Below are 15,911 nucleotides of genomic sequence, written 5' to 3'. Positions count from 1 at the left end.
CACATAATAAAACGCGATCAGTGATTGCGGTCCACGGCAAACGAGCACAGTTGCAGCATCGATTGCTTGTAGACGCTGTCCGGCCAGCCGGCGATGGCATCGGCTGCGCGCTGGCCGGCGATTTCCGCCTGTTTGCGCGTGTAGTCGAGGGCGCCACTGCTGGTGATGGCCGTCAGGACGGTGTCGAAATGCTGTTCGTCGCCTTGCTCGATGCAGCTGCGCACCAGTTCACGCTGTTCCGGCGTACCGTTTTCCATCAGCCAGATCAGCGGCATGGTCGGTTTGCCTTCGCGCAGGTCGTCGCCCACGTTCTTGCCGATTTCGGCGGCGTCGCCTGCATAGTCGAGCACGTCGTCGATCAGCTGGAAAGCCGTGCCCAGCGAACGGCCGTATTCGGCGGCCGCTTCGATATCGTCTTCGCTGGCGCCGGCGATCAGGGCGCCCAGTTGCGCCGACGCTTCGAACAGCTTGGCTGTCTTCGAGCGGATGACGTTCAAATAGCTTTCTTGCGTCACGTCCGGATCGTGCATGTTCAGCAACTGCAGCACTTCGCCTTCGGCGATCACGTTGGTGGCGTCCGAGAGGATTTGCATGACGCGCATATTATTGAGCGACACCATCAGCTGGAACGAGCGCGAGTGCAGGAAGTCGCCCACCAGCACCGACGCGGCATTGCCGAACAGGGCATTGGCCGTCTGGCGTCCGCGGCGCATCGACGATTCATCGACGACGTCATCGTGCAGCAGGGTGGCCGTGTGGATGAATTCGACTACGGCGGCCAGTTCATGGTGCGCCGTGCCGCGATAGGCGTGGGCATTGGCCACCAGCAAAATCAGCACGGGACGGATGCGTTTGCCGCCTGCGCTGATGATGTATTCAGCGATCTGGTTGATCAGAATCACATCGGAGTGCAACTTTTGGCGGATCACCGTATTGACTGCATCCATATCGGCGGCAATCGTTTGCACGATGGTGTTTTGGTTAACGTGTTTGTTAGCGTCAGACAAGGCGAACCTGCATTAGATTGTGGGTGCCGCGATTATACGACAAGGCTTGCGCGTGCGTGACGTTTGCCTATGGCTGTAGGGCAATTGATTGATCTGGTTGGCACTGGCGCGCGTTTTGTTGTCCGCCTGGCGCAAGCCTGACATGATGGCCAGGTTGTCGACATACCACGAACATTCGCCTTTGTGAATAGTTTTTGACGCAATTTCTCAGTCCGTGTATAATCGCTGGTTCCCCCTGTTGTGTACGGCTTGCTTTGCACGGCAATGGGACAAATTCTTTCAACATTTGATGAGGTTTCAAATCATGTACGCGGTCATAAAAACCGGTGGCAAACAATACAAAGTTGTCGCTGGCGAAAAACTTAAAGTAGAACAGATACCGGCAGACATTGGTTCCGAAATCACCATCGATCAAGTTCTCGCAGTAGGCGCGGGCGACAGCATCAAGTTTGGTGCTCCATTGGTCGAAGGTGCAACGGTACTGGTTACGGTTGTGGCGCATGGTCGCCATGATAAGGTCAAAATTTTCAAGATGCGTCGTCGTAAGCACTACCAAAAGCATCAAGGCCATCGCCAGAATTTTACCGAAATCCAAATCGTTTCGATCAACGGCTAATCGCCGCTGTTTGAATTAATCAGCTATCAAGGAGTCTTAAATGGCACATAAAAAAGGCGGCGGCACAACGCGAAACGGCCGTGATTCAGAATCAAAGCGTCTGGGCGTTAAAGTCTACGGCGGCCAAGCTATCAATGCTGGCGGCATCATCATTCGTCAACGCGGCACCCCAGTGCGCGCCGGCGAAGGCGTAGGCATGGGCAAGGACCACACGTTGTTCGCGCTGATCGCGGGCAAAGTGAAGTTCGTTGTCAAAGGTGCTGGCTCGAAGCAATTCGTGACCGTTGTACCAAACGAAGCAGTACCAGCGTAATTCATCGCGGAGCGCCAGTTCGCTCCGCAATGATCGCATGATGTAAGGCGCAAGCCTTCAATCGAAAGGCTCTGCCCAAGGTAGAGCCTTTTTAGTTTTATGGCGGCAAAATTATGAAGTTTATCGACGAAGCAAAAATCGAAGTCATCGCGGGCGATGGCGGCAACGGCTGTGCCTCTTTCTGCCGTGAAAAATTCCGGCCTTTCGGCGGTCCCGATGGCGGCGATGGCGGCAAGGGCGGCACCATTTGGGCAGTCGCCGACCGCAATATCAACACGCTCGTCGATTTCCGCTTCTCCAAAATGCACAAGGCTCGCAATGGCGAGCCTGGCCGTGGCGCAGATTGCTATGGCAAGGGCGCCGATGACATCCACCTGCGCATGCCGGTCGGCACCTTGATCATCGACAACGCGAGCGGCGAAATTCTGGCCGATCTGACCGAACACGGCCAGACCGAAATGCTGGCCAAGGGCGGCGAAGGCGGCTGGGGCAATATCCACTTCAAGTCCTCGACCAACCGCGCACCGCGCCAAAAAGGCGAGGGCAAGGAAGGCGAACGCCGCGAACTGCGCCTGGAATTGAAAGTGCTGGCTGACGTTGGCCTGCTGGGCATGCCGAACGCCGGCAAGTCGACCTTCATTTCGGCCGTCTCGAATGCGCGTCCGAAAATTGCCGATTACCCATTTACCACCCTGCACCCGAACTTGGGCGTGGTGCGCGTGTCGCACGAGAAGAGCTTTGTGATCGCCGATATTCCCGGCTTGATCGAAGGCGCTTCCGAAGGCGCGGGCCTGGGCCATCAATTCCTGCGCCACTTGCAGCGCACGGGTCTGCTGTTGCACATCGTCGACCTGGCGCCGTTTGAAACCAACGTCGATCCTGTCAAGGAAGCCAAGGCGCTGGTCAAGGAATTGAAGAAGTACGACGAGTCGCTGGTCGACAAGCCGCGCTGGCTGGTGTTGAACAAGCTCGACATGGTGCCGGAAGAAGAGCGCAAGAAGATCGTCAAGGACTTCCTCAAGCGTTTCGCCTGGAAGGGTCCCGTCTTCGAGATCTCCGCGCTGAACCATCAGGGTTGCCCGGAACTGGTGAATGCAATTTACCAGCATCTGGAAGAGAAGAAACACAGCGAAAGCCGTGCCGAAGAAACGCAGATGACCGAAGAAGCACGCGGTATCTCGTCGATCGACCCGGATGATCCGCGTTTCAAGATCCTCGACTAAGGCTTTACCCTGATGTCGGTACAGATGGCCGCTGCCGCGCCCGCACGCAAGCAAGCGTGGCAGCGCCGTGTATTGCATCTGATCGCGTATGCTTACGGGCTGAGCGCGGTCGCCTGCCTGCTGTTCGCCGATGCAATGGCGGCCGGCATGGGCATTTTCCTCAATGGCGTCAATGGCTACAGCCAGTTCTACGCTACGCATGTCGGTGTCTGGGGCGCTACCGCGCTCCTGGCGCTGTTCGCGGCACGGCAGGGCGAACCGCCTGTCCTCGGCGATATCACAGCAATGTTGCTCCTGGCGCAGCCCGCCGGCCGTCTGTTCGCGGCCATCAGCTTCGGCTTGCCCCAGGGTTTTGTGTTGTTCATGTGCGCAATGGAGCTGACGGCGGGGCTGGCCTTGCTGCTGCTGCGTCCTGCGCGCTGACGTCTATTAAGTGAAGAGCGCCGCCCCATGGATTCCGTGATTCAAAAAGCTACCCGCATCATCATCAAAGTCGGCTCCTCGCTGGTCACCAACGATGGCCGCGGACTCGACCATGCCGCCATTGCGCGCTGGGCCGCGCAGATTTCCGGCTTGCGCGCCCTGGGCAAGGAAGTCGTGCTCGTCAGCTCCGGCGCCATCGCCGAAGGCATGCTGCGTCTTGGTTTCGAGCAGCGCCCCACCGATATCCACGAATTGCAGGCGTGCGCCGCCGTCGGCCAGATGGGCCTGGCGCAAATCTATGAAAGCAGCTTCCGCGCCCACAGCCTGGGCACGGCGCAAGTGCTGCTGACGCACGCCGACCTGGCCGACCGCGAACGCTACCTCAATGCCCGCTCCACCTTGACGACCTTGCTGCGCCTGGGCGTGGTGCCGATCATCAATGAAAACGATACTGTCGTCACCGATGAAATCAAGTTCGGCGACAACGATACCCTGGGCGCCCTGGTGGCCAACCTGATCGAAGCCGATGCGCTGGTCATCCTGACCGACCAGCACGGTTTGTTCTCGGCCGACCCGCGCAAGGACCCGAATGCTTATCTGATCACGCAGGGCATCGCCGGTGATCCGGCCCTGGAAGCGATGGCCGGCGGCGCCGGCAGCAGCCTGGGGCGTGGCGGCATGCTGACGAAAATCCTCGCCGCCAAGCGCGCGGCCAAGTCCGGTGCCCACACGATCATCGCCTGGGGCCGCGACAGCGACGTGCTCAGCCGTTTGGCACAGGGCGAAGCGATCGGCACGCAGTTGCTGGCGCAAACGGGGCAATTGACGGCGCGCAAGCAGTGGATGGCCGATCATCTGCATACGGCCGGCGCCGTCGTGCTCGATGCGGGCGCCGTGCAAAAGCTGCGCCAGGAAGGCAAGTCGCTGTTGCCGATCGGCGTGACGGGCGTGAATGGCGAATTCGGCCGCGGCGCCGTCATCACCTGCGTCGACGCGGACGGCGTGCCCGTGGCGCGCGGCCTGTCGAACTACACGAGCGGCGAAGCGCGCCGCATCATGCGCAAGCCGTCCACCGAGATCGAGCCCATCCTCGGCTACATGGAAGGCCATGAGCTGATTCACCGCGATAATATGGTGTTGCTGTAGGTCGGATTAGCGCAGCGTAATCCGACAACATTGTTGCCGCGTCCTGTCGGATTACGCGCTGCGCGCTAATCCGACCTACGACGTAATCACAGCGGCCCATTCGGGCCGTTTTTTTTTGACTACACCACGGCCGGCATCGGCGACTTGTCCTTGTAGTCGCACAGGTCGGCGATCATGCAGTTCCAGCATTGCGGCTTGCGCGCCGTGCATGTGTAGCGGCCGTGCAGTATCAGCCAGTGGTGGGCGTCGTGCAGGAATTCTTTCGGTACGAACTTCAATAACTTTTGCTCGACGATATCGACATTCTTGCCCGGCGCGATGCCGGTGCGGTTCGAGACGCGGAAGATGTGCGTGTCGACGGCCATCGTCGGTTCGCCAAACGCCGTGTTCATGACCACATTGGCCGTCTTGCGGCCCACGCCGGGCAAGGCTTCCAGCGAGGCGCGGTCGCGCGGCACTTCGCCGCCGTGCTGCTCGAGCAGGATCTGGCAGGTGGCGATGACGTTCTTGGCCTTGGTGCGGAACAGGCCGATGGTGCGGATGTAGCTGGCCAGCTCGTCGACGCCCAGGGCCAGTATCTGGGCCGGCGTATTGGCGACCGGATACAGCAAGCGGGTCGCCTTGTTGACGGACACGTCGGTCGCCTGCGCCGACAGCAGCACGGCGATCAGCAGTTCGAACGGCGTCGTGTATTCGAGTTCCGTTTTTGGGGAAGGATTGGCGGCGCGAAAGCGCGTAAAAATTTCCAGGCGTTTGGCGGCGTTCATGCGTCTTTTTTCGGCGTATTGGGGGCTGGCGGGGCGGTATCCGTGCTGGCGGCAGCGGCCTTGGCGCGCGCGCGCTCCATGGCGGCGGCGATGATGGCCCGCTTGCGCTCTTTTTCTGCCTGTTCGTCTGGCGTGACGGGCACTTCCTGTGCCACTTCCTGCATCTTGGCGACAGCCTTGGCGGCCAGGCGCGCGTCGTTGGCCTCGGTTTCGCGGCGCAGGCGCTGCGTGCGGAAATCGTGGCGCGCGCGCGCGTCATCGGCCTCTGCCTGGCTCCAGGCATCCCAGCCAGTGGCATCGCCGCTGACCGGGTACATGACGATGCAGTCGACGGGGCAGGGCGCCACGCACAGGTCGCAGCCCGTACACAGATCCGTGACCACCGTATGCATCTGCTTGGCGGCGCCGATGATGGCGTCCACGGGACAGGCCTGGATGCACAGGGTACAGCCGATACACAGCGATTCGTCGATATAGGCGACAGATCGCGGACGTTCGAGGCCGTTGACGGGATTGAGCGGAATAACTTTTTTGCCCAGCAAGCCGGCCAGGCGCGCGATGCCTTGCACGCCGCCCGGCGGGCACTGGTTGATGTCGGCGTTGCCGGCGGCTATCGCTTCCGCATACGGGCGGCAGCCGTTGTAGCCGCATTTGGTGCATTGCGTTTGCGGCAGCAAGTCTTCGATCTGGTCGGCAAGTGAGGGAGAGGCGGGATGCGGCACGGTCATCTTCGATACGGTAAAACGCCATTATCGGCCATCTGGCGCGCGCACAAGTAAAAACCTGTTTCGTGACAGGGGATAAGGCGTGTCATGACGGGCTGTTGCAGACGCGCCGCAATCGTATTTTATTTCCCGTGGGAATGTCAAAGTGCAAATAAACAACTTTGCAATTTCTTTCTTTTGTGGGAGCATGATTTATCAAGTCAGTAATAAAAAAAGCCGACCGCCAGTCCTGTTGCCGCACCAGCATTGCAATACGCGCCAGGCCATAGGAGCCAAACATGCGTTTCCTCCGGACAGTTGGTTTGCCCTTCTGTTTGTTCATGCACGCTTCGCTTGCCCTTGCACACGGGCAGGCGGCTACCTCCATGGCGGCGCAGGGCGCTGCCAGCTCGCGCATCGTCCGCTTCGCGGCGGAAGACTGGCCGCCCTTCATTTCCCGCAGCCTGCCTGCCGACGGCATGTCGGGCGCCATGGTCAGCGCCATCTTCGAGCGCCTCGGCTATGCGGTCAAGTATGAATATTTCCCCTGGAAGCGCGCCATGCAGTTTGGCCTGGCCAGTCCCCGCTACGCCGGGCTGCTGGCCGTCTGGCGCACGCCGGAACGGGAAAAGCTCTGCCACTTTTCTGTTCCGGTTGGTAACACGCAGGGTGTGCTGGCCTATTTGAAGGAGGATGGCGCGCCCGGTGCCAGCCTGGCCGATCTGGGCAAGCTGCGCATCGGCACCGTGGCCGGTTATTCGAATGGAGAACAGTTCGATGGCATGGTGGCGCGCGGCGAGCTGAAGACGGAAGAGGGCTTGAACGACGCGACGAATCTGAAAAAACTGTTGATCAAGCGCTATCGCGTGATCGTCATCGAGCGCCATGTCCTGCAGCATTTGCTGATGGGGCGCAACTTCAGCAAGGCTGAACGGGAACGCATCGGGATCATCGAGTCCGTCTTCAAGGAGCGCCCCGTGCACGTGTGCTTTCAGCGCGATGCCCAGGGCGCGCTGTGGCAAAAGCGCTTCAACGAGGCGGCGCGCGATGTTGACACGGCCCGCCTCGAACGCGATTACTGGAAACGGCTCGACCAGAGCCTGGCCACGGCCCCATCGTCCCCCTGACCTCCCACTGACGTGTGGCGCCGCTGTTGCACGTGCATAAAAGAAAACGCCACGCCAGCGTGAACTGGCGTGGCGTTTTGATGGAGATGCCGTGTATCAGCCGTGTTTCTGAATGAATTCGCCGATTTTCGGGCAAATGATTTCGCGCCAGCGGCGGCCCGAGAAGATGCCGTAGTGGCCGCATTTCGGCGCCACGAAGTCTTGCTGCATCTCGGCAGGGATGCCGGAACACAGGTCATGCGCCGCCTGCGTCTGGCCGGCGCCGGAAATGTCGTCCAGTTCGCCTTCTACCGTGAACAGTGCCACGTTCGTGATGTCTTGCGGACGCACCAGCTGGCCGCCCACTTTCCACGTGCCCATCGGCAGGCTGAATTCCTGGAAAACCGTTTTAATCGTTTCCAGGTAGTACTCGGCCGGCATGTCCAGCACGGCGTTGTACTCGTTGTAGAACTGGCGGTGACCTTCCGCCGGCTCGTCGTCGCCCGTCACCAGGTGCATATAGAACTCGCGGTGGCTTTGCGCGTGGCGGCCCGGGTTCATGGCGATGAAACCGGCGTGCTGCAGGAAGCCCGGATAGACCTTGCGGCCAAAGCCCGGATAGTTCGGCGGCACCGCGTAGATCACGGTGTTTTCAAACCACGAGAATTTCTTTTCCGTCGCCAGGTTGTTCACTTGCGTAGGCGAGCGGCGCGGATCGATCGGGCCGCCCATCATCGTCATGGTTTTCGGCATGTGCGGATCTTTTGCCGTCGCCATTAGCGAGATGGCTGCCAGCACGGGCACGGTCGGTTGACAGACGGAAATCACGTGCAAGTCAGGCGCCAGCAGACGGATGAATTCCTGCACATAATAAATGTAGTCGTCCAGGTGGAACGGGCCTTCCGTCAGCGGTACCATGCGCGCGTCCGTCCAGTCGGTGATGTAGACATCGTGCTCGGCCAGCAAGCCGCGCACGGTATCGCGCAGCAGGGTCGAGTGGTGACCGGACAGGGGGGCAACCAGCAAAACTTTGGGCTGTTGCAAGCCAGTGGTTTCTTTTTTGAAGTGAATCAAACGGCAAAACGGTTTTGTCACGACAACGTGTTCGCGGATGTCGACGCTCTCGCCTTTGACGAGAACGGATTGGATGTCGAATTGCGGTTTTTCGTAGTCTTTGCCAAGGCGGTACATCAGCTCGTAGCCGGCTGCGATGCGTTGCGAAAACGGGGTGTGGGCTAGTGGGGAAACCGGGTTGGTAAATAACTTGGAGGACATGTCTGCCCATTGCATCACCGGAGTGAGGAAAGAGCGTTGCAGTTCGTGCAGTTGGTAAAGCATATAGAGTCCTTGTTTGATTCCAAGCGCCAATATCGGCTCAAATATCATAATCCAATTTTACGATATTTGTTGAGGACAAAATGTGCTTTACCGCGCATAGATCCACAGTTTGCGCATAGTTGTGACAGCGCGCCACACTTGCATGGATAGACCTGCAACCATGCTTTAAAAGCAAAAAAAGCAGCGTTTCCGCTGCTTTTTGTCTGTTTTTTTGCCGCTACGCCCCTGGGGGAAGAGTCTCCCCCGCAAGAACCGCCGCCGCAGCTGCCGTGCGCTTAGCGCACCAGCATGTCGAGCTTGTCCTTGACGTCCTTGTATTGCTCGGCTTCCGGCAAGGCAGCTTTCGTCTTGGTGATCGAAGGCCAGTTACGCGCCAGATCGACGTTGATCTTGATGAAGGCTTGCTGGTCGCCCGGCACGTCTTCTTCCGCGAAAATCGCGTTCACCGGGCACTCTGCCACGCAAACGGCGCAGTCAATACATTCGTCCGGATCGATTGCCAGGAAGTTCGGGCCTTCCCGGAAACAATCTACCGGGCAGACATCGACGCAGTCGGTATAGCGACAGGCGATGCAGGATTCGGTGACAACGTGGGTCATAACAGTCCTATCAATTTTTGGGGGAGGTGCTGTCGCGCCTGCAGGAACTTCGGCGGCGCATACTAAAGCAAAGCATTGTATTTTAAGGCAATTCGCTATTTCTCACAAATCCCGCTTATATACAATACATATAAGCAAATTCATTTTTTGGCAGTGCCGTTGCCGCGCAGAGCGGGAAATTCAGCGACTATCCGGGACGTTGCGATGAAGAACGCGGCAAGAAAGCGACAGTCGCCCGATGCGGCAGGGGGCCGGGCGGGCGGCATGCTGACTTGCCGTGTGGTGTTTTTGTTTTACCCAAATCAAGATCGGCACAGATAAGTGCCGGAGCCATCAGGCGCTAGCGCGTATTTGCGTCAGCAATTGCTGCCAACGTGCATTTTCAGCACTGCCATCTTCGGCAAACGTGATGGTGCGGCGCGCGGTGGGCGCATCGACCGTGATCTGCCAGCGGGGAATATCAGCGCCCACCTGTTCGCCCGCCGCCTGCGCGTGCGTGAAAAAGCCGCTGCTGGCCAGTGCCGCTTCCAGCCCGGGGCCAGCCGGATGGGCTTGCGTATCGATCTCATACTGTTCGCTCAGGCCGGCAAAGCCGCCGCTGCTGCGGGCTGAAATTTTCATGCTGCTCCTTGCTGTGGGGTGGTGGTGGGACGCGCCACGGCCTGCCGCAGTTCCGGCAGGCCTGGATAGGGCGCGCTGGTGCGCTGCAGTGCTGTCTATTGGGGGCCGTAACTGCGGCACCAGGCGGCCAGCGCTTCGCGCTCCGCTTCGAGCAATTGATCCGACTCGCTGTATTCCGCATGGTTCATGGTACCGCAGCAGGCGCGCCTGTCTTGCACGGCGTTGTCGTCGTCGACGACAGCGGGGGCAAATGTCATTTGCCCATCCTCCGTCATGGCATTGGCCTTGAGCACTTCGCGCACGGTAAAGCTGTTGCGGATGAAGTCCAGGTAGGCGCTGTTGCCATCGGTCTCGGCGATCGTCAGCATGTGGCCGGCCACGTCGGCATAGGTGGCTGCCTGGTCGGGCGATGCCACGAGGGCGCGCAGGACGAGGCTGCGCAGGTAGTCGCCGCAGCGGTGCAGCACGGCCGCGTCGTCTTCCAGCTGGGGCTGGCGTTCTTGGGCAAAGATGTCGGCCAGGATGTCGTAGATGGCACCCGTAAACACTTGCGAGATGGCGTGCACTTCTGTGCCTGCTTCCGACAATTTGATGTCGTTGTCGGCATTGCGCAAGCCGTTGGGACGGCCCAGGGCCAGGCCGAACTGTTCCGCCAGGTCGGCCAGGAAGGTCTTGTCGTGCAGGTCGGATTTCGTTTGCGCGATCACGGCTTCCACCTGGTCCAGCTGCGACAGGGCCAGGAAGATGGCCGTCAGGTCGCCGAACGATTCGTGCAAGCCGCCCGTTTGCGGCGGATTGTTGCTGAGCAGCCAATTCGGTTTGAGGCCATCGAGCACGGCGTGCCCTGTTTCATGCGAGACGATGTCGAGCGAGCGGCAGGTGTAGACGCGCTCGGTAGCGCCGCTGGGGATGAAATCGCCGAACTTGAGCGCCTTGTCGCTGCGGCTGTAATAGGCATTCATGACATTGGGCAAGCCGTGCGGGAACACGCGCAGCGGTGCCGTGTTGCTGGCGCTATTCCATTGCCAGGGCAGGGGCGGCGCCGTGTCATTGCTGGCCAGCGCGCGCTGGTACATGGTCAATGTCATGCGCACGATGGCAAACGTGTGCACGGCGTCGAACTGGTCGGTGTTGGGCGAGACGATGAAGTCGCCGAAGGCATTCGGGCTGACCTGCGCGATGCCCGGTTCGCCAAACGTGACGCGCGCGTCGCGCGGACCTTGCAGGATCAGACCGGGCAGGAAGGTCTTGCGCGTGCCCAGTTCGCTGACGGACGGGTCTTGCTTCCAGATCAGTACGCGCGAACCGACGGGCACGGCGGCTGCGTTGCGCACCGTGGCCTCGGTCAGGCGGGGCGGCCCCGGCTGCAGGGTCAGTTGCGCATTCTTGCGGTGCTGGCGGTACGGCGCCGAGGGGGTGGGGACATAGCCGACGGGCAGGGACACGCATTTGGTCAGTACGGCTTCGACCGGCACGATGACTTTCTGGTCCATGGTAGTTCTCCAAGACACGCGCAACTGGAACTGGAATAGTCATCCCGCTTCGGCGCATCCGGTTTGATACGGCGCAAGCGATGCGCGGGGAGTACGGGCTTTTTTAGCCGTCCAGCGCCAGCTGCGGCCGCGCCCGCCGCATGGCGGCTGGTATGATGCTGGCCGTATGGCACCCGTTTTTATAATAAAAGGATCGTTTGATGGCGGATATAAATATAGTTCAGCAACATAAGCTGACGGCAGCAAAGGCGCGCGAAGCGGCGCAGCAAGTGGCCGACAAGCTGGCCCAGGAATATGATTTGGCGTGCGCCTGGGATGGCGATGTGCTGCGCTTCGAGCGCAGCGGCGTCGATGGTTCGCTGACCCTGGAAAAAGAGCAGGCGCAACTGCAAATCAAGCTGGGCTTCATGCTCAGCGCCTTTGCTTCCACGATTGAAGGCAAGATCGCCGAGAAGATGCGCAAGGTGTTTACCGAGCCAGCTTGATGGCGTTTGCCCCGCTTGTCTGGCGCCAAGTTTGGTGGTAAAAATGGCGCCGCGGCGGAAGGCGAAAAGACGACGAAAACACGTCGCTTTTCGCCTTTTTTACGTCTGACTGTACGCTATCGAACATTGCTAGCACATTTCTATTTGGAAAGCCATTGGACTTTGGCGGCTTTTTGCGTTACACTTGAGTCATATTTACAACAGCTACACCGCGTTTCACCTTCTGCTTCGCAGTACTCCCCACTCGCTCAGTGGTGAATAATTCTTCGGGTTTTACACCCGCATCCAGTTAAAAGTAGCTTGGTCGATTTTTTTTTCGGTCAAATACATTTGGTGCCATGTATTTGCATGGCGCTAGCGTTGTTAAAAGTCCTGAACCACAGCCTCTTTTAGCACGCACACGGCACCCCGGCACCGGCTTTGGCCATCCGCTGGTCACACGCGTGTCACCCCCTGTTTTCTGTCGCTCCCGTGCGCTTGTGCGCCGTGGCGTAGCCGACGCAACAGGGTTTGCTGATTCCCGCCGCAAGCTAGCAGGCTTGCTGGGTTTCATTCCATTCGTCAAATCGAGGGAGAACCACATCGTGGCAAAACAAATCATTATCGACCATGTGTTCAAAGTGTTCGGCGACAAGCCAGAAGAAGCACTTGAACTCGTTCATCAAGGCGCCAGCAAGCAGGACATCCTGGCCAAGACCGATTGCACCATCGGCGTTTTCGACGCCACCTTTACCATTGAAGCGGGCGAAATCTTCGTCATCATGGGCCTGTCCGGTTCGGGCAAGTCGACCCTGGTGCGCATGCTGAACCGTTTGATCGAGCCGACGGCCGGCCGCATCCTGATCGACGGCAACGACATCAATACCTTGCCGGATGCCCAGCTGCGTGCCCTGCGCCGCAAGGACATCAGCATGGTGTTCCAGTCGTTCGCGCTGCTGCCGCAAATTACCGTGCTCGACAACACTGCCTTCGGCATGGAACTGGCCGGCATGCCCAAGGCCGAGCGCCATGCGCTGGCCCAGCAAGCGCTGGAGCAAGTGGGCCTGGACGGCTACGGCGCCAGCTATCCTGACGAATTGTCGGGCGGCATGCAGCAGCGCGTGGGCCTGGCCCGTGCGCTGGCTTGCGATCCATCGATTTTGCTGATGGATGAAGCGTTTTCCGCGCTCGATCCGATTATTCGTACGGAAATGCAATCGGAACTGCTGCGCCTGCAACAGATCAAGCGCCGCACCATCGTCTTCATTTCGCATGACCTCGATGAAGCCATGCGCATCGGCGACCGCGTTGCCATCATGAAAGACGGCCACGTGGTGCAAGTGGGCACGCCGGAAGAAATCCTGCGCAAACCGGCCAACGATTACGTGCGCAACTTCGTGCGCGGCGTCGATGCGGCGGCCGTGTTCAAGGCCAGCGATATTGCCCGCAAGAGCCAGATCGTCGTGTCCGAGTCGCCGAGCCGCGGCTCGCGCGCCGCGCTGTCGATGCTGGAAGAGCAGGATCGCGCGTTTGCCTATGTCGTCAATCCGCAGCGCAAGTTCCTCGGCGTCGTGTCGGCCGATTCGCTGCGCAGTGCGCTCGATGGCCATGTGGGACCGCTGGGTCTGGCGCATGCGTATCTGCCCGACGTGCAAACCATTAATGCGGACGAGCCAGTCGCCGGCCTGTTCGGTCAGGTGGCGCAGCTGCCTTACGCCGTCCCAGTGGTGGCCGATGACGGCAGCTTCCGCGGCGCCATCAGCAAGACGACCTTGCTGAAGTTCCTCGACCGCGATACGCCAGCCATTGCCGAACAACAACAGAAAGGACAAGCATGAATCCAAGCACCGTTTCCACAGTAGAAGCTGTTGTTGAACAGCCTGCAACCCAAATCAATCCCTGGGCGCTGACGCCGCCGGGCGACACGTCCTGGCTGGACGCGGCCGGACCGGCCGTGCAGCCGGAACACGCGGCCTCCGGTTTTCACCTGACACAGATCTTCGACGGCTCGCTGCCGCTGGAAAGCTGGATCAACCAGGGCCTGGGCTGGGTTGTCGCCCATTTCCGTCCTTTCTTTCAGGCCGTGCGCGCGCCGATCGACAGCGTGCTGTCCGGCGTGGAAGGCGTGCTGCTGGCTGCCCCGTCGCTGACGGTCATCGCCATCATCGGCTTGCTGGCATGGCAATTTACCAGCCGCACCCTGGCCATCGGCACCGTGCTGGCGCTGCTGGTTGTATCGATGCTGGGCATCTGGCCGGAAGCCATGACGACCTTGTCGCTGGTGTTGACGTCGCTGGCCTTCTGCCTGGCCATCGGTTTGCCGCTCGGTATTTTCCTGGCCAGCAGCGACCGCGCACAGAATATCCTGCGTCCCTTGCTCGACGCCATGCAGACGACGCCTGCGTTTGTCTATCTGGTGCCGGTGGTGATGCTGTTTGGTATCGGTAATGCGCCAGGCGTGATCGTGACGATCATCTTTGCCCTGCCGCCGCTCGTACGTTTGACCAATCTCGGTATCCGCCAGGTACGTCCCGACCTGATCGAAGCGGCCCGCGCGTATGGCGCCTCGCCGTGGCAGTTGCTGACGCGCGTGCAATTTCCGCTGGCCATGCCGTCGATCATGGCGGGTATCAACCAGTCGCTGATGCTGTCGCTGTCGATGGTCGTGATCGCCTCGATGATCGCCGTCGGTGGCCTGGGCCAGATGGTATTGCGCGGCATCGGCCGCCTGGACATGGGCCTGGCAACTGTCGGTGGCTTGGGTATCGTGCTGCTGGCCATCACCCTGGACCGCTTGACGCAAGCGATGGGCCAGCCACGCCGCGGCGTGCGCCATTGGTACCAGACGGGTCCCGCCGGTTTCGTGCTGCGCCTGGTGCGCGGCAACACGGAGAAAAATAATGTTGCACAGCAAGCTACGCTGGCCAACGCACAATAAAGGAACCACATGCATCAAATTGACAATTTTAAAGTGACGCAAAAATCGCAACGCAAGTTCCAGTTGTTTTCCGCCCTGGCGATCGCCGCCATGGCCCTGACCACGAGCCTGGCCATGGCGCAGACGCCGGCCGCACCCGCCGATGCGTTGCCCGGCAAGGGCATCAAGGTGCAGGCGCTGCAAAGCTCGATCGCGGAAGAAACCTTCCAGACCATGCTGGTCGACAAAGCGCTGGAAAAGCTCGGCTACGAAGTGCAGCCGATCAAGGAAGTGGAATACCCGACCGCGCATATCGCGATCGCCAACGGCGACGCCACCTTCATGGCCGTGCACTGGGACCCGATGCACAAGGATTTCTATAACAATGCGGGCGGCGACGCCAAGCTGTTGCGCACGGGCCAATACGCCGGCCCTGCCGCACAAGGTTATCTGATCGACAAAGCGACGGCCGAGAAGTACAACATCACGAATATCGACCAGTTGCGCGACCCTAACCTGGCCAAGCTGTTCGACCACGATGGCGATGGCAAGGCCGACTTGACGGGCTGCAACCCGGGCTGGGGCTGCGAAGCGCTGATCGAGAATCACATGGATGCGTACAAATTGCGCGAAACGGTGACGCACGTGCAGGGCAGCTATGCGGCCCTGATCGCCGACACCATGGGCCGCTACAAGCGTGGCGAACCGATTTTGTACTACACGTGGACGCCGTACTGGGTCAGCGGCGTGCTGGTGCCGGGCAAGGACGTGGTCTGGCTGAAAGTGCCGTTCTCGGCCAATCCGGAGAAAGTGAACACGCGTCTGGACAATGGCAGCGATTACGGCTTTGCCGTCAACACGGCGCGCATCGTGTCGAACAAGGCCTGGGCCGAGAAAAACCCGGCCGCAGCCAAGCTGTTCGAAGTGATGCAACTGCCCGTGGCGGACATCAATGCGCAGAACGAGCGCATGCGCCGCGGTGAAAACACGCAAGCCGATATCGCGCGCCATACGGCTGGCTGGATCAAGTTCCACCAGCAAAAGTTTGACGGCTGGATCGCGCAAGCGCTGGCAGCGGCGAAAAAGTAAGTTCTAGCGCCGTTTCAACATGAAAAAGTGGCTACCGATTTGGTAGCCACTTTTGCGTTAACGGCCTGTTTTTGTGGTTTTTGGT

Annotated in this window: 18 protein-coding genes; 10 read left to right on the top strand and 8 right to left on the bottom strand. The window is 59.9% G+C overall.

Annotated elements, in window-relative coordinates; all coding sequences use genetic code 11:
* Positions 1-17: 17 nt before the first annotated feature.
* On the bottom strand, positions 18-1,007 hold the full coding sequence (gene ispB, locus MRBLMS1_RS24295; protein WP_034754644.1) for an octaprenyl diphosphate synthase: 990 nt from the start codon (positions 1,005-1,007) through the stop codon (positions 18-20).
* A gap of 304 nt (positions 1,008-1,311) precedes the next feature.
* On the opposite strand from ispB, the gene rplU reads away from it, so the two are divergent.
* From rplU to proB, 5 genes are all read left to right on the top strand, one after another.
* Positions 1,312-1,623, top strand: a complete 312-nt coding sequence (gene rplU, locus MRBLMS1_RS24290; protein WP_034754730.1) for a 50S ribosomal protein L21 — start codon at positions 1,312-1,314, stop codon at positions 1,621-1,623.
* 40 nt (positions 1,624-1,663) lie between these two features.
* Positions 1,664-1,936 carry a 50S ribosomal protein L27 gene (gene rpmA / locus MRBLMS1_RS24285; protein ID WP_070219281.1) on the top strand — a complete coding sequence of 91 codons (273 nt, stop codon included), beginning with the start codon at positions 1,664-1,666 and terminating at the stop codon, positions 1,934-1,936.
* Positions 1,937-2,049: 113 nt separating this feature from the next.
* On the top strand, positions 2,050-3,159 hold the full coding sequence (obgE, locus tag MRBLMS1_RS24280) for a GTPase ObgE (RefSeq protein WP_034754647.1): 1,110 nt from the start codon (positions 2,050-2,052) through the stop codon (positions 3,157-3,159).
* Positions 3,160-3,171: 12 nt separating this feature from the next.
* On the top strand, positions 3,172-3,582 hold the full coding sequence (locus MRBLMS1_RS24275) for a hypothetical protein (protein WP_128140466.1): 411 nt from the start codon (positions 3,172-3,174) through the stop codon (positions 3,580-3,582).
* A 27-nt stretch (positions 3,583-3,609) separates the two neighbouring features.
* Positions 3,610-4,728: a glutamate 5-kinase gene (proB, locus tag MRBLMS1_RS24270; RefSeq protein ID WP_485882521.1), complete on the top strand. Its 1,119-nt coding sequence runs from the start codon at positions 3,610-3,612 to the stop codon at positions 4,726-4,728.
* Between the two features lie 119 nt (positions 4,729-4,847).
* On the opposite strand, the gene nth is transcribed toward proB, so the two are convergent.
* The 3 genes from nth to MRBLMS1_RS24255 form a co-directional block, all read right to left on the bottom strand.
* Entirely contained in the window at positions 4,848-5,495 is a 648-nt protein-coding gene (gene nth / locus MRBLMS1_RS24265) for an endonuclease III (RefSeq protein WP_139090144.1), read from the bottom strand.
* Positions 5,492-6,223 (bottom strand): electron transport complex subunit RsxB, encoded by a 732-nt coding sequence (gene rsxB, locus MRBLMS1_RS24260; RefSeq protein ID WP_485882518.1) that lies wholly within the window; start codon positions 6,221-6,223, stop codon positions 5,492-5,494. The genes nth and rsxB overlap by 4 nt, the downstream gene beginning before the upstream one ends.
* Before the next feature lie 82 nt (positions 6,224-6,305).
* On the bottom strand, positions 6,306-6,542 hold the full coding sequence (locus MRBLMS1_RS24255) for a hypothetical protein (protein WP_485882516.1): 237 nt from the start codon (positions 6,540-6,542) through the stop codon (positions 6,306-6,308).
* Here MRBLMS1_RS24255 and MRBLMS1_RS24250 point away from each other — a divergent pair.
* A complete protein-coding gene (locus MRBLMS1_RS24250; RefSeq protein ID WP_223278815.1) occupies positions 6,541-7,326 on the top strand; it encodes a substrate-binding periplasmic protein in 786 nt (261 codons plus the stop codon). The genes MRBLMS1_RS24255 and MRBLMS1_RS24250 overlap by 2 nt on opposite strands.
* Before the next feature lie 96 nt (positions 7,327-7,422).
* On the opposite strand, the gene MRBLMS1_RS24245 is transcribed toward MRBLMS1_RS24250, so the two are convergent.
* The 4 genes from MRBLMS1_RS24245 to MRBLMS1_RS24230 all read right to left on the bottom strand — a co-directional run bounded on the left by MRBLMS1_RS24245 (position 7,423) and on the right by MRBLMS1_RS24230 (position 11,356).
* Complete coding sequence (locus tag MRBLMS1_RS24245; RefSeq protein ID WP_070303359.1) at positions 7,423-8,643, bottom strand: polyhydroxyalkanoate depolymerase; 1,221 nt, start codon at positions 8,641-8,643, stop codon at positions 7,423-7,425.
* A gap of 275 nt (positions 8,644-8,918) precedes the next feature.
* The gene (gene fdxA / locus MRBLMS1_RS24240) at positions 8,919-9,242 is read right to left on the bottom strand and encodes a ferredoxin FdxA (RefSeq protein ID WP_010395176.1); all 324 of its coding nucleotides are present in this window, start codon (positions 9,240-9,242) and stop codon (positions 8,919-8,921) included.
* Between the two features lie 333 nt (positions 9,243-9,575).
* Positions 9,576-9,863 (bottom strand): protealysin inhibitor emfourin, encoded by a 288-nt coding sequence (locus tag MRBLMS1_RS24235; RefSeq protein ID WP_128140464.1) that lies wholly within the window; start codon positions 9,861-9,863, stop codon positions 9,576-9,578.
* Between the two features lie 95 nt (positions 9,864-9,958).
* Positions 9,959-11,356: a hypothetical protein gene (locus MRBLMS1_RS24230; RefSeq protein WP_485882512.1), complete on the bottom strand. Its 1,398-nt coding sequence runs from the start codon at positions 11,354-11,356 to the stop codon at positions 9,959-9,961.
* Positions 11,357-11,556: 200 nt separating this feature from the next.
* Between MRBLMS1_RS24230 and MRBLMS1_RS24225 the strand changes: the two genes are divergently transcribed.
* The 4 genes from MRBLMS1_RS24225 to proX all read left to right on the top strand — a co-directional run bounded on the left by MRBLMS1_RS24225 (position 11,557) and on the right by proX (position 15,826).
* Positions 11,557-11,841, top strand: coding sequence for a polyhydroxyalkanoic acid system family protein (locus MRBLMS1_RS24225; protein WP_034760280.1), 285 nt, complete (start codon positions 11,557-11,559; stop codon positions 11,839-11,841).
* Positions 11,842-12,425: 584 nt separating this feature from the next.
* Entirely contained in the window at positions 12,426-13,658 is a 1,233-nt protein-coding gene (gene proV / locus MRBLMS1_RS24220) for a glycine betaine/L-proline ABC transporter ATP-binding protein ProV (RefSeq protein WP_035828675.1), read from the top strand.
* Positions 13,655-14,758, top strand: coding sequence for a glycine betaine/L-proline ABC transporter permease ProW (gene proW / locus MRBLMS1_RS24215; protein ID WP_219330048.1), 1,104 nt, complete (start codon positions 13,655-13,657; stop codon positions 14,756-14,758). The genes proV and proW overlap by 4 nt, the downstream gene beginning before the upstream one ends.
* 9 nt (positions 14,759-14,767) lie before the next feature.
* Positions 14,768-15,826, top strand: a complete 1,059-nt coding sequence (gene proX, locus MRBLMS1_RS24210; RefSeq protein ID WP_034760274.1) for a glycine betaine/L-proline ABC transporter substrate-binding protein ProX — start codon at positions 14,768-14,770, stop codon at positions 15,824-15,826.
* Positions 15,827-15,911 lie beyond the last annotated feature (85 nt).

The sequence above is a fragment of the Massilia sp. LMS1-1-1.1 genome, assembly GCF_040815535.1.
GTDB classification, from domain to species: domain Bacteria; phylum Pseudomonadota; class Gammaproteobacteria; order Burkholderiales; family Burkholderiaceae_D; genus Janthinobacterium; species Janthinobacterium aestuarii.
Note: the sequence above shows the minus strand (reverse complement) of the source record. Positions and strands in the feature narration are given on the sequence as shown.